Genomic DNA, 14,581 nt, shown 5'->3' with positions numbered 1-14,581 from the left:
TTAATCTTTTGAGTCAATCGCAATTTACTCTGTGATATCAGCCTTAGCTTTTATCCTCTTTTGCCACTCTTCACCCTCTTTTTTAAGGTTATAGCCTGCGGCCGACAGGTAATTGTTGATTCTGCCTTTGTATTTTCCGAACCAGGCATGTTTTTTATCCGATGATTCTGCATCAATAGCATGCTCTCGTGCTTCGGTTAACCAGATTAAGATCTGTTTCTTTTGGGGATCAGTTAGGGTGAGTATTTGTTCCTGATAAGCCTTATAGGTAATTGGCAATACATTATAGGTCATACCGTTTTTTACCTGATCTACCTGCGCTGCAGTTAAATGGCGGTTTAAGTTATGTATGTACTTTGGATGAAGTTTGGCAAGAGATTTTTCTACTATTTTTGCCTGTACTGCCAAAGCTGTATCTCTTAGTGCCCGCTCACTTTGATACTGTGCTTTGATTGATTTAACTTCATGATCTCTTTTCGTGTAGATATCATTTAAGTTGTCATACTGATCACGGATAATATTGCGGACTTTTTCTGCAGTGCCTGCATCGCTGATGGCTAAGCCCGCAACAATTTTATCAGCCCGTTGGGTGATCACTTTTAGATAAGCTTCACGGTCTGCCGGAGCATTATTTTGCGCGTACGATTTCGATACATTTATCAGCGCCAGAAATGCAATAATAAATGTAAAATATGGGCGCACAGATTTTGTAAAATACCCGTCAGAAACTAGCAGATTTTGTCTTAGTTTTTTCCTTTGCATAATTCATTACTGAACAATATATTTATATAAAAATAAATTGCCGGTTTATAATTTGGTTAAAGCCACAAGGGCCTAATACAAAACTCAACAAACAAAAACACTAATTACTAGCAATTTTTATCAAATTTATATAGGATGTTACCATAAAACACGTTACTTTAGCCTTGTAATACTGCGATTTACCAAATATTATTACCGCTGCTAACCAAATATTTTTACGAAAATCATGAAAGCACATTTTCATAAAATTCCAAATACGCTACAAAACTCATTTAGTATCCGGCATGATATTCAGCCCGATTTTGGTGATAGCTGGCACTATCATCCGGAGCTGGAATTGCACTATGTAATCAAGGGCGAAGGGCTACGTTTTGTAGGTGATAATATCAGTAATTTTGCTCCGGATGAAATGGTATTATTAGGTGAAAACTTACCGCATAACTGGCGCTGCAAAGATGATTATTCTCAAAATAATCCGGATCTGAATACAGAAGTAATGGCTATTCACTTTTTGCCGGACTGTCTGGGAAAGCATATGCTTACATTACCCGAAGCGTATCTGATACCCAAGTTGTTTGAAAAGGCTAAAAGCGGCATGATGATTCATGGTGAAACCAAAGATAAACTGGTTGAACTGATGCGCCTCGCACTCAAAGCAACCAACATCGACCGGATTATTATTCTCCTCAATATCCTGAAAACGTTAGCAGAAACGGATGAATATGATCAGATCATCAACAGCAGCAATACATTTTATCAATCCAATGAGTCAGAAATCTTACGTATCAATAAGATCTGTAATTACACCTTATCGCACTATAAAAACGACATTACCCTACAGGAAGTAGCCTCTTTAAGTAACCTCAGCGTTACCTCTTTCTGCAGGTATTTTAAACTGGTAACGAAGAAAACGTATTATGATTTCCTTATCGAGATCAGGGTTAGTCATGCCTGCCGGTTTTTAATTGAAAATAAATTGCCAACGGAGGTAATCTGTTTCGAATGCGGCTTTAATAATGTTTCTAATTTCTACCGGCATTTCAAAAACGTTACCGGGTTGACTCCGCTGGATTATAAAAGGAAATACCTGAGTTAAGCTAGGACATTTACTTAGTTATTCCATATTACCACACCGTTGCTTTTCATTGAACTTTTCGAAAAACTCGAATAGTTCGATCTTCTATCGCATCCCTAAATTTAAAAACCTCTTTATCACCGGTTGATCGTAACGATAATATGCTTTTCAGTCTGCATATTTATGATATACGTTATTGAACATCCAGCGCATCTATTGCGAGACCCTGAGCATCAACAGCAGTAAATTTAACCAGATACTTTCCCGCATTAACCATACTGCCCGTACTCGTATTCAAGTAATTCCATTTCCCTTCTTTAGTAGGCGTAAGATCTAATTGCTCAGTTTTCATTAACGTTCCATCAATAGCGAAGAACTCCATTTTTACTTTTTGTGCTGTTGATGTGGGATTATGGTACTTTACCGTAAGTGAATAAGTATCAGCGACGCCAACACTCATTTCAAATTGAAGCGCGACTCCGGCAGGCTGATTAAAAACAACGCGTTCTTTCCCCATCAACACCTTTTTTTCAATCTGTTGTCCGATCAATTTTGCATCTACTGCCTTGTAACTGATAACAGTTTTAAGATCGTAAGCGGGGGCCAGATTACTTGGCGGAACAATTGCCGTAAATGCAGGTGTAAAATTCAACTTTAACTCCCCGCCGGCTTTTAATCTTTTCCTATATACATCCAAGCGTTCAGCTTCAGAATTTACCAGAGCTGTTTTAGTATTTTCAAAGCCTGCTAAACTGTCTACCTCTTTTGATATACCTACAAAAACATCAGCCTCTTCTTTAACTTTAAACTTTAGTCTTTCTTTACCAGCTTTTAATGGTTGAAGCCAGGTTGCCCCATATAAATTGGAGGGTAGCGCACTAAATTGCACATCCCTGTCCTGAAACTGCTGATCGCCAATATCCAGCCACGTACTTTCTTTTACTTTACTATTATCCTCCAGCTCTACTATGGAATTACTATGCGGTCCGGCAACCGAAGCGTCGTCTAAACTTGCGATAGCAATAGCAGCGATCACTGCCTGTCCAGATTTAATATGAGGAAAGGAAATCACCAAATCTCCGGCTTTGACTTTGACTTTGATGGTCTTCTTCAAGGCAGTAGCAGTTCCTGCAATTTTCCATATATCCAGGTCTTTGAGCACAACCTCGTCATTAACGGCAACATCGAACAAACGCATTTTCTCTGCGCTTAATCCTCCCCCAACACCTAACCAGGGTTCTGCAAAGTATAATTCTATCAAATACTCACCAGCGGTTGTAATGGGAAAACTAAACTTTAACTGATCACGGCCGTACCGGAATGTCTGAAAAAGTTTCCAGTCCCTTGTACCATTTATCGGACTAAAAATTCGGCGCTGACCGGCAAAAAACGATGGTACACCTGTAAAAGTATTTGTCCATGACACTGAACCATAATGCTTAACACCCTTTTTTAAAGGCTGATCTGCTAACCATTGCTGACCATACGTATCTGTATAATCTGCTCCTCCACAGTTTAACCTGTACAGGTAATTATATTTATCCTGCCCTTTAATCAAAGATCCGTTATCCGTATAAAGTTTATCAAATTGAGGTGCCTTTGGCAAACTATGCAGCACTATGCAGTCTTTAGCAACAATTTTCCCATTTACATAACCTACCGCATAAAGCACATTGTATTGAACATCAACCTTATTCCACTGAAAATGACGACCAATACCTTTCCCTTTCTGCCTCCCCAAAGAAGATCCGTTTACATCATTAAAAAGCTCTACTTCATCACAGTTGGAATAAATTACAATACTATCTTTAATCCCAGGTTTATTCCAGCGGTTTGGCCAGCTATGCGATACAATATAAACCATTGGATCAGTTTGTTTAGCTGCGAAATTAGCCCTGAACATATAATAAGCATCAGTGGGCTCTTCCCAGGGCGTAAACATTCCTTTATAATTTACCGGCCCTACCCGGTCTAAATCCCGCAACCCTTCACCACCCTGCACCCGGCCAGGATTATCATGCGAGCTATACAACCAAAAGAAATGTCCTGCAACCTCTTTCTTTACAGAATCTGCTAAACGAACTTTAGTCTCCATCAGCGTAGTCATATAGTTTTCAGAGTAATCCGTTTTACTCAACGCATCCGGTTCATGTAAATCGATTGTTCTCCAGGCGCCGTATTCTCCCACCAGAACCTGCCTCTTCAAATCTTCAGCGTAGGTTAAGGGATTGCCTCCATAAGTACCTGTCCAGTTTTGAGGCACGTCCCAATCCGTACCCTTCCCCCCATTACAAGTAGTTACTTTTCTTTGAGAGGAAGCAGTAGGATCTAATTTTCTAATCAGTTCGGTACATTCTCTGGCAAAATCCTCCGGCAAAGTACTCTCGTTTTCCAAACCCCACAAAACTACAGCCGGACTATTTCTCCTTTCTTTGACCCAATCTGTCAGCAGCTCCTTAAAATTCTTACGGAAAGCCGGGGTATCATACCAGATATGTGCCGCCATTTGTGTCCAGCATAAAACACCATTTTTATCCCAGTAATCACCATACAATAGGTTATGCGGTTGATGAGCATCTCTGAAAGCGTTAAATCCTGCTGCTTTAATCAAACGTACCCGCGTACTAATCTGCTCATCAGTAAAAGCATGGCTCTGTCCGATCATATGTTCATATTCTGCAATACCATTGATGAATACAGGTTTCCCATTGAGCAGAAATTGTTTCTGTTTTGCATTTTCAGCTATAGGCCAGCTGATCCATCGGATTCCGTATGGCGTAACCACTTCATCAACTACCTTTCCGTTTTCTATAACCGTGGTGTTTAAATGATACAGATATGGGTGTTCAATTGACCAAAGTTTTGGGTTGACTATTTCCTTTGTTTGCTGGGAGATGATTGTTTCCCGGTTAGGAGATAAAACAACTGTTTTTTTCAATTCATGAACTGTTGTGCCAGCGCTATCAACCAGTCTGTTCAGCACAGTGATCGATTTAGATTGGTTGCTATAGTTTTTAAGCGTAGTCTCCAGGCTAAGCACTGCTGATCTTTCAGAGATTTTGTTGTCATTCCAGATATGCAGCCCAAAAGGTTCCACCCGGGTATCATTTGTGATCACCAAATGCACAGGTCTGAATATCCCCATCGGTTGGGAACCTTCAGAAAAACCTCTTTCTGTAGAACACCCGCCATCTACCCAGGGCAAATCCTGAATATTTGCAGGATGATCTGCACGAACAGCCAGCACATTCTGCTGATTATTGAGTTTGATTGCAGCGCTGACGTTTAAAGTAAAGGTTGTTCTGCCACCTGCATGATAACCAACTTTTTTACCATTTAACCATATTGTGGCGTAGGAGCCAACACCTTCAAAATATAAAAAGAACTGTTTACCCTTTTTCGGACTATTGATTTTAAAGTTTTTTTTGTACCAGGCGTATCCATGTTTATTGCCATGTAACTTCCGCTGATATCCTTCATATTGATCCCAATTATGCGGAACATTTACTTTAATCCAGCCCTTATCGCTGAATCCCGGCTGCTCAAAACCATTATAAGCGTTGCTGTTTTTTTCATCCGCTATGCTTATCCAATCCTCATTGAGCAAGAGCTCCTTTCTGGAAGATTGCTGCGCAAATGATTGACTTAAACCACAAAAAATAAGAAATGCGAAGAAAGCCGTGTACCTGATTATCATAACAATTCACCATTAAGTTTCTGAGATTCACCTGCTTTTAACGTTATGCTTTTGCGTTTAGCACCATAACGCAGTTCACATGTGCCTCCAACTGTAGCTTTAATAGCCAGGGCAGTCAGTTTTCCATTGCTCCATTTAAGGTCCAGTTCATAACCTCCCCTAACTAGTAAGCCTTTGATCTCACCTGTTGGTATCGCTGCTGGTAACGCGGGCAATAACTCTATATAACCCTGATGGCTTTGAACAATCATCTCCGCAAGTCCTGCTGCAGCTCCAAAATTACCATCTATCTGAAAAGGAGGATGTGCATCGAAAAGGTTAACATAAGATCCGGCGCCACTGCCCGCAGGTTTTAATAACAGTTTAACCAGCTCCATGGCATGATTGCCATCTTTAAACCTCGCCCAAAAGTTGATCTTCCAGGCTAAACTCCAACCTGTAGCATCATCCCCACGATACAGTAAAGATTTTTTGGCTGCTTCCATCATCTCTTTATTCTTATCCCATGTAATATCATCACCGGGGTACACGCCCCAAAGGTGTGACACATGACGGTGTTTGTTTGTCGTATCGTCCAGATCGGTTAGCCATTCCTGTAATTGTCCGTATTTACCAATTTGATTAGGTGCAATTTTATCCGCCTTTTCTGTAAGTGAGCGTGTAAAATCATCATTGATATCCAAAACTTTTGCCGCTGTTATACAATTACGGAAGAGTGTACGGATGATTTGATGATCCATAGTTGGCCCGGCAACCAATCCCCCGTTCTCCGGAGAATTAGATGGCGTACTGATCAGCCAGCATGTTTTAGGATCTTTAAACAGGAAATCGTTAAAGAACAATGCCGCACCTTTCATTAGAGGATATGCTTCTTCAAGCAGGTACTTTTTGTCCCGGCTAAAAAGGTAATGTTCCCAGAGGTGCTGACTTAACCATGCTGCCCCCGTGACCCAAATACCATGATTTGAAGCGTTTATTGGTGCTGTGCCGTTCCAGATATCAGTATTATGGTGCAGCACCCATCCCTTTGCATTGTAATATTCCTTAGCGGTCTCAACACCCGTATGGGACAGTCCTTTTATTTTTGCAAACAGCGGTTCATTTAATGCCTGAAGGTTTAGAATTTCAGCTGGCCAGTAGTTCATCTCCAAATTGATATTGGTCGTATATTTACTGCCCCAGGGCGGACTGAGCAAATCATTCCAGATCCCCTGAAGATTAGCCGGCTGTGTTCCAGGCCTGGAGCTGGATATCAACAAATATCTTCCATACTGCAGATACAATGCGGCAAAGGCGGCATCGTTGCTGGTCGAAAATTGCGCTAAGCGCTGATCAGTTGGCAGGTTTTCATTTGCTGCCGGACCAAAACTAACCTGAAATCGGTTATAATACTTTTGATATTCTTTTAGATGTGCGGCTTTAATGGCTGCATATGATCTGCCTTTTAAGCCCTGTATAGCTTTTGTATTTCTCTCCGCCGGATCACCAGATACACTTTGTGCATTAATAAAATTTGTTCCTGCAGTAAGAAACAGGGTCACTTCATCAGCACGGCTCACCTGTATTTTATTATTTACCAGCTTAACATCTCCATTTTTTACCAATACCTTAAGCCTGCTTTCTCCTTTTAAAGCTCCATCTTTTACTTGCACAGTTAACATGAGGGTGTGATCACCAACAGATTGAACAGCAGATTGCGGATGGACGCTGGATAAATCTGCAGAAAAGCTGATTGACTTTAGTTGACTAGCCGTTAAATGAATAACCAGCGCATTATCTGGCTGACTTACAAAATAGGCTCTCTGATAGGATATGCCATTATATTGGTATGTCGTTTTTGCGGTTGCAGTAGAGATATCAAGTGATCTCTTGTAATTTGACACCTGGGCCGAGTCATGAAGGAAATGCAGATTCAGGTCTCCAAATGGCTGGTAACTGGCCTGATATTGTGCTGCTTCCGGTGTATTTGTATTTTGGATTTTGTACTTCCACTGTTTATTTAATGAAATGGCATCCCTGGTATCTTGTCCTGCCGGATAAATACTAATTACCTTACTGGTATCCTTGTAACCTAAAATGCCTCCCTTATCATAGTAATTGAGTACCAGGATGGCAACTGTATTTAGACCCTTTTGCATCAGTTTTGCGGGAATGGTATATTTTCTGGCCTCGTTGTTATCTGTATTCCTTACTAAATAGCCATTTATATAAGTGAAGTCCTGGTTATAAATGCGGTTTAAATCCAGCACCAGCTCTTTGCCCAGCCAATTGTCTGGAATGTTTACCTGGGTTCTGAACCAGACTGCACCATCAACATTCGCTAAACCAGCAGTTTCCCATCCATCATAAACCGGCACTTTAATAGATGCCCAGGCAGCATCGTTGAAAGCCGGCAAAGCCGGGTTGCCGGAAATACCTTTTCCGGATTTAACTTCCTTTACCCAGGCTGCACGGTCGCCACCCTTACTCTGCATACCCATAAATTGCTTTTGCGCCAACTCTTCTGCCTCCTTCTGTTTCCCATCAAAAAGCAATTGCCTGATCTGACCGAGGTATTGGTAAGCCCCTTTACGGTTATAATCCCTTGGTTTGCCCGTCCAGAGGGTCTCTTCATTAAATTGTATATGATCATCTCTGACCCCGCCATAGACCATTGCACCAATCCTTCCATTTCCGAGAGGAAGGGCATCAGTCCATTTTTGAGCTGCTTTCGTATACCAGAGCTGATGAGCATTCTCCTGCGCAGAAATCCCGAGAACTGGAAACAACAGATAAAACAATAACAAATAGCAGCACCGGGAGTTAGCTTTCATAATTACATTATTTATTGTCCGCTATCTCCGGAAATCACCTTAATCTTTCCCGGAACATCTTTATTTTTTTCAATTGCCAGTTTGACATTGCTGAAATTATTATTCCCGATTGCTATATTTTCTGTTTGAGCTCCTGCCAGCTTAAGATAGGTTTTTGTGCCTTTTACTGGAAATGCATTATAAAGGAACACATCTTTTACATTTTTAAGGTCTATAATTGCTGCAGTATCATGTGGCGAATAACTTTTTAAAGCATCTGCGGTGAGGTTTTCTACCAAAATAGCAGTCAGCGATGGCCCGATTTCTGTATTGACCTGTACATTATGAAATTCTATATTTTTGGATTGCTGCACCATAAACCCCGTTTTAGCATCCAGGTTAATATCATTGAAACTAATATTTTCAATCGGCATTTCTTCCAGGCCGTTTAAATATCCTGCCTGGTTAACCTGTCCGGTAATATTGCTGAAATGGATATTTCTGAAGCGGGGCGTTCTTTCAGATACGGTTTCCATAGCTGTTTTGGCATACTGCATGTCCAATACAATCGCCTGCTCACGGATATTCTTCATGATGACATTGTCCACCCTGATCTCTTCTACAATTCCACCTCGTCCACGCGCAGTTTTAATCCTGATCCCGCGATCAGTTCCATCAAATACACAATTTGAAATCGTTATTTTTCTTACATCACCAGACATTTCGCTGCCAATCACTATGCCGCCATGCCCCGAGAGCATCGTACAATTGGTAATCGTGTAATTCTCTGCGGGAACAGCCATTTTTCTGCCCGGTCCATCTTTACCAGATTTAATAGTAATACAATCGTCTCCAACGCTGATGTGGCAATCAGAAATATGCACATTCTTACAGGATTCAGGATTGATGCCATCGGTATTTGGCGAATGCGGATTATTGATTGTTACCGCATGTATTTTTACATTCTCACAGAATTCCGGATTCACCGTCCAGAAAGGGGAATTCATGATCGTGATGCCTTCAATTAATACATTTTTACAGAACATTGGCTGAATAAAAGGGGGACGCAGAAATCCTCTTTCCATCTGCTTAGGATCATCAGGAAGCAAAATATCCTTATTTAGCTGATCAAATTCCAACTGCCATGTGGAGCGTGGCTGATTTTGTTTATAGCCCTCTACAAAGTCCCACCATTTTTTACCGTGGCCATTGATCAGTCCCCGTCCCGTGATCGTAATGTTTTCTGCTTTATAAGCATAAAACAGCGGAGAAAAACTGGTGACATCTACACCTTCATACCTGCTCTTCACCATCGGCAGGTAATCATCAAAATTGTCACTGAAATGAAGTTCTGCACCAGCATCAATCAGAATTGTGATATTACTTTTTAAATGGATTGACCCGGTAAGGTATTTTCCGGCAGGAAAGTAAACCGTACCCCCTCCTGCTTTGGAAGCAGCTGCGATTGCCCTGTCAATTGCCGGAGTCGCTAATTTGCTACTATCATTTTTAGCACCATACTTGATTACATTATAATAGCCCTGTGCATACACACCGGATGCATAACTGCAAATTATAATTAATAAACCAGTTAAATACAGATGTTTTTTTTTCTTCAAAAATTTCATTTCAGGTTGTTCATTTGTACTTTAACAGGCTTCAGTTCCTTATAAGTGATTACTTTTTGTCCATCCACATAAATATGGAAACCTTTACCCAGCCGGTATTTCCTACCTGTCTTATCCCAGATCAAAGAGATATTTTTACCATGATAACTGACATTACGGAGTGCAAACCAATCCCATTTGTTTCCGGGAATAAGCGGGCGGATCTCTAAAACTTCATCAGGACGGGGTTTAATACCTACTAAATCATTAATAATCAAATCACAAAAAGTAGAATGGTTGTAAAAAATGCTTCTCGGATTATCTCCTTTAAGCCATTCTCCCGTGCGCTCATCCTGGTATTCTCCAATATAGGGTTTACCGTTTTTCACATGAGATGCTGCATATTGATGCAGTTTTTCATAAAAAACAGCAGTGCTCATATTGCCTGTGTCTTTGTAGTTATTGAGCAAATTGGAAAGGCCTTTTAACGTTTGTGAAGAAGCAAATGGCCACAAGGCGCCGTCCCATTCACAACTGTGGCCGGTTCCCCTCGTTCTAAAAGTAGGGTTACGGCGTTCGGCAGTCGTGATCCCCCAGGGTGCATTAAATCCGGCAGTATCCAACAGTGCATCCCAGGCTTTTGCATATTTTGCCTGATCATCCGGCAGATTAAAATCCCATGGAATAAAACCAATGGCCTCCCTTACCTGCACCAACGCACCTGTTTTTGCGGATTTGGTCTCAAAAAAAGAAGTAGTATTATTCCACAGGCTGTCCTGAACCATTTTCTTAAGTCCCGCAGCTTTCGCTGCATATTTAGTTTGGAGCTGCTGATCGCCAATCACTTTACCAAGCTGAACCAGGGCGCTCGCATTACCATACATATAACTATTGATGCTGGGTCTACGGTTTTGGTCCTTTCTGGATCCGCTGACAGATTCTTCCATTCCGTCTTTTACATCGAACTGCCAAAAGAGACCGCTGTTCAATTGTCGCTCGCTCTCCCATTTGGTATAGTCTGCGTCTAAGGCAGGTGCTATACTTCTGACGAAGTTCAAATCTGGTTTAACCAGTTGATTTGCATAAACAGCATCATCTATCCAACTGCTAAACTGATGAAAGCGCTGTTTGCTCTGTCCCACGTCTGCGTGATAGAGCCAGAATTTGATATAATCCTGCAGGTAACCCTTATCTTTTATCCAGCGGCCTTCATAAAGATGATGGCTTAAGGCACAGCTGATAGAATTATATTTTCCGGCATGTTTAACAGGCTCAATGAATTCAGTAAGGATAAAACCCTCAGGCGTTTTAACCAGGTGTTTGCGGTACGACCACCACCGGTAATAATAAGTTTGTTCCAAAACTGTATCTGGACATTCGAATAGGGGAATATTAGCAGAGAGCCAATCGAATGCCTGTGCATTTGGAACATAGTTTTTTACAGCCTCTGTATCTATAGTGTTAAAATAGCTTACATATTTCTTTAACGCCGCTATACCGGGCTTCGCTTGTTGCTGAGCAAAGGCCGATGATGTTACCGCAAGCAGTAACAAGATCATTCTATATATTTTGCTGTTCATCATTATTCAAATAGCCAGTCAATATCTTTTCCTCTTCCATCTAAACCTGCATTAAAAATCCTCAGTTCCTGCCGGTCAGGTATAAAACCGATAACCACACAAGCGCCTTTAGCTAATGTTAATGTATTTGTTCCTGCCGGAAAGCTGTATGCATGGACGTTAGCAGGAGGAAATCCATTTAAGACAAGTGCATTACTGATTTTAATTTCTGCCTGCCCGTAATTGTTTGCACTGGCATCGATCTCCAGCTGTGGCGGCAACAGGTACTTAGGATCTTTCTGGTTAAAATAGGCAACTAAGACCTTCACCGCCTCTTGATTGCTAAACCTGATCTCCGTTCCCGATGTAACCTGTTTTTGCATGTCTAATTTTAATCCTTTAAGACCAGCTAAAGCAGGCGTAATTTCTCTGATCAGAACACTCGTATCACTGTAAACCAAAGCATTCTGTCTTAAAAACACGCTTCCTATTCCAGGACTATGCACCTGAACAGCCGCATTTTTGTAAGGAACAATGGCGGCAACCGCTCCTGGTTTAATCTTTTTAAGCGAATCTATACTGCGTTCAAAATGGTTGAGTTCTCTGGTATAAACCGGAAGCATCTCTTTCCAGTGAATAAAAGTTTTATCCACGCCCCTCATTGGGATTTTACGCTGCTTGGTCTGCATACTGTTGGCATACAGATATTCATCCTCAGTTAGCCTGACTAAAGTTGTATAATGTTCTATGCTACTCTTCAAAAATGGCAGCGCTTTTTCTAAATCAGTTACCTCGTTTGAATATTTGTATCTCAAAATCCACAAAGCTGATTTAACTTTATCTGCATAAAAATTAGCCATTGCATCGTAACAGTAGATATCATTTTTTAATCGCCTAAACTCCTCCTGATTTTGGCTCACAATTTTCACCTGTTCAATTGCTGTGATTGCAGCTCTGCCATATACTACTACCTCTTGCGCAACTCTCATTGGTGTTTCACCTATGTGTCCCTGTTTTTTCCACTCTTTCTCCGCGTAATCTATGATCATCTCCCCTTCCGGTGCTTCAGATTCATATAATAAAGTAAAAAGACCGTAACGAAAAGGGTTAATGAGTTGCGTCATTAACATACCTAAAGTCAGTGTTTGTCTGTTTCCATCAGTAATCCCATATCTGCGCAGCAATTTTGGGGAAATTTCACCTGATGCTTCGTAAGCATCGAGAATAGCCTTACCACTCTTTAAATCAGTGCCATATTGTTCTGCCAGTTGTCCGCTCCAATAATTTACTTCATCAGCGCGGTCCCTTTTAGAATTCCAGGCATAACGTGCCCATTCTTTGTACCAGATCCAATCCCGCTCTACTTCAAGGATTCTTTCTTTTGATTTATCTGCCGTATAAGGCCAATCCCAATAACTGGCCTGCGGATATAAGTGCAGCCCTTTAGCACCGTAATTCTGATTCATGGCCTGCACAGACTTCTGAATAAAATCTGCAGATCCATATCTGAAAGGTTCCAGGTTTGCCAGGATATGCACGTTGGAGATATTGACAGTACCAATATTAGCCAGCTTGCGGTTGAGCTCAGCCCATGCACCTCTGGGTTCATAAGTCGTTAGTGCTTCTCCATTAAATTTATTTTCCGTGTAAAGGTTTTTATATAAAGGAAGCGCTGCTTTCATTACCGCAGGCGCATCTGTATCATGAGCCCTTAATACCAATGGAGGTTCTTCCCGGATATTAGCTGCTTTAAGCCCATCTTTTACGCCTGGAATAATGGTTTTAGTAAACCAGTCAATATCATCCTGACCAACACCTTCCATCGCTTCGCCTAAAGCCACCATGAGTCCCACATTCGGATATTTTTCAACAAATGCAGCAATAGATTTCCGGGTATAATCGGCTATGATTGGAATAATCGGCCTGTTTCTGTCCTGCGTCTTTAAACCATGTTTATCTGCGAAGGGCTTAGGAATAATGATATTGTAAAACATCTGGATGACCCAGATACCGCGTTTGTCGGCTTCGGTGGTCAGGAATTTAAATATTTGCTCATTCTTTTTGAAGGTTTCATCATCTACTTCAACAGCATAGGGATAATCTTTGAGCCTGACCAGCGAAGAAAAAGGATGACCGTTCCATAGATACAGAGAATTGTAGCGGTTCTCGACCATCATATCCAGGTACTTAATCCACAGTTCCTTATCATAAAACCATGGGAAAGTCTCAGGCGTATAAGGATATTCGTAAACATCATGACCCGGCAGGTAATCGGGTTTTTGCAATCCGATACACGTACCTCTTAAAATCATCTCCGGATGATCACTGATCGTTAATTCCTGCGGTAGTTTCCCGGTTTTATTGATCCGTTCTGCTAATTCTAAACAACCATATAAGGCGCCGGAAGCATCCGCACCAATAACATAAATACCCTTTTTATCAGTGTAAATATAAAAGCCCTCCTTACCCATACCCAAAACTTTCTGACGGATAACTTCAGGAATCCGGTGCTTAAATATGACATCGGTATAAATACCAATCACTACCTGCTGCTTGCCGGACTTAATTTTTTCAGCAGTGCTGATTTGACTTTGAATATTTAATTTTTGCAGCGCATCCAGAACTTTGGTCGCGCCAAACCGCACACGCGTATGGTTTTCTGTAGAAATCAGGATATCTGCGATAGATGCGGAGGTGGTAGTCCATGCTCCTGCAGTATGTGCTATTACAATAAATAGAAGTGAAATCAGGAATTTTTTCATTCAATATTCCGGGTATCCGGCTAAATCGGCTTTTATAAATATTTGGTTAACTCGACATCCAAATATAAGAATAGCGGATTTTTTATTCCTGTAAGATGTCCCCAAATTACTGTAGAATCTTATCATTTGCGATGGTACGCAATGATTTTGGCAAAAATTGCGCAAGATGCACATGATAAGATGCTTAACTTAATGTATTGATTTTTAGTTTTGCACACTACATAAACTATTAAACATGCAAAATATTAATAGGATAAACGGCTAAGATTTGTTCATCTTAGGCTTATCAAACAAAAACTAAATCAAAGGTATTTCACAATTTTGTTG

Annotated in this window: 7 protein-coding genes; 1 reads left to right on the top strand and 6 read right to left on the bottom strand. The window is 41.0% G+C overall.

Annotated features, from left to right (window positions below):
- Window positions 1–24: 24 nt before the first annotated feature.
- Window positions 25–762: a DUF3826 domain-containing protein gene (locus OQX62_RS12835; protein WP_265831934.1), complete on the bottom strand. Its 738-nt coding sequence runs from the start codon at window positions 760–762 to the stop codon at window positions 25–27.
- A gap of 226 nt (window positions 763–988) precedes the next feature.
- Between OQX62_RS12835 and OQX62_RS12830 the strand changes: the two genes are divergently transcribed.
- A complete protein-coding gene (locus OQX62_RS12830; RefSeq protein ID WP_265831933.1) occupies window positions 989–1,858 on the top strand; it encodes an AraC family transcriptional regulator in 870 nt (289 codons plus the stop codon).
- Between the two features lie 172 nt (window positions 1,859–2,030).
- On the opposite strand, the gene OQX62_RS12825 is transcribed toward OQX62_RS12830, so the two are convergent.
- Genes OQX62_RS12825 through OQX62_RS12805 form a run of 5 tightly spaced genes read right to left on the bottom strand, consistent with a single transcriptional unit; the run spans window position 2,031 to window position 14,254 of the window.
- Entirely contained in the window at window positions 2,031–5,534 is a 3,504-nt protein-coding gene (locus tag OQX62_RS12825) for a malectin domain-containing carbohydrate-binding protein (protein WP_265831932.1), read from the bottom strand.
- Complete coding sequence (locus OQX62_RS12820; RefSeq protein WP_265831931.1) at window positions 5,531–8,347, bottom strand: glycosyl hydrolase family 95 catalytic domain-containing protein; 2,817 nt, start codon at window positions 8,345–8,347, stop codon at window positions 5,531–5,533. The genes OQX62_RS12825 and OQX62_RS12820 overlap by 4 nt, the downstream gene beginning before the upstream one ends.
- Window positions 8,348–8,358: 11 nt before the next feature.
- Window positions 8,359–9,945: a glycoside hydrolase family 28 protein gene (locus OQX62_RS12815; protein WP_265831930.1), complete on the bottom strand. Its 1,587-nt coding sequence runs from the start codon at window positions 9,943–9,945 to the stop codon at window positions 8,359–8,361.
- Between the two features lie 5 nt (window positions 9,946–9,950).
- Window positions 9,951–11,492, bottom strand: a complete 1,542-nt coding sequence (locus OQX62_RS12810) for an MGH1-like glycoside hydrolase domain-containing protein (RefSeq protein WP_265831929.1) — start codon at window positions 11,490–11,492, stop codon at window positions 9,951–9,953.
- 23 nt (window positions 11,493–11,515) lie between these two features.
- Window positions 11,516–14,254 (bottom strand): hypothetical protein, encoded by a 2,739-nt coding sequence (locus tag OQX62_RS12805; RefSeq protein ID WP_265831928.1) that lies wholly within the window; start codon window positions 14,252–14,254, stop codon window positions 11,516–11,518.
- Between the last annotated feature and the right edge of the window lie 327 nt (window positions 14,255–14,581).

It is taken from the genome of Pedobacter sp. MR2016-24, assembly GCF_026239655.1.
Taxonomy (GTDB): Bacteria; Bacteroidota; Bacteroidia; order Sphingobacteriales; family Sphingobacteriaceae; genus Pedobacter.
This window is presented reverse-complemented; position numbering and strand designations above follow the sequence as displayed.

Bases quoted from the DNA above. Each gene is read 5' to 3' on its own strand.
- OQX62_RS12835 (WP_265831934.1), bottom strand. From the start codon at position 762: ATGCAAAGGAAAAAACTAAGACAAAATCTGCTAGTTTCTGACGGGTAT.
- OQX62_RS12830 (WP_265831933.1), top strand. From the start codon at position 989: ATGAAAGCACATTTTCATAAAATTCCAAATACGCTACAAAACTCATTT.
- OQX62_RS12825 (WP_265831932.1), bottom strand. From the start codon at position 5,534: ATGATAATCAGGTACACGGCTTTCTTCGCATTTCTTATTTTTTGTGGT.
- OQX62_RS12820 (WP_265831931.1), bottom strand. From the start codon at position 8,347: ATGAAAGCTAACTCCCGGTGCTGCTATTTGTTATTGTTTTATCTGTTG.
- OQX62_RS12810 (WP_265831929.1), bottom strand. From the start codon at position 11,492: ATGATCTTGTTACTGCTTGCGGTAACATCATCGGCCTTTGCTCAGCAA.
- OQX62_RS12805 (WP_265831928.1), bottom strand. From the start codon at position 14,254: ATGAAAAAATTCCTGATTTCACTTCTATTTATTGTAATAGCACATACT.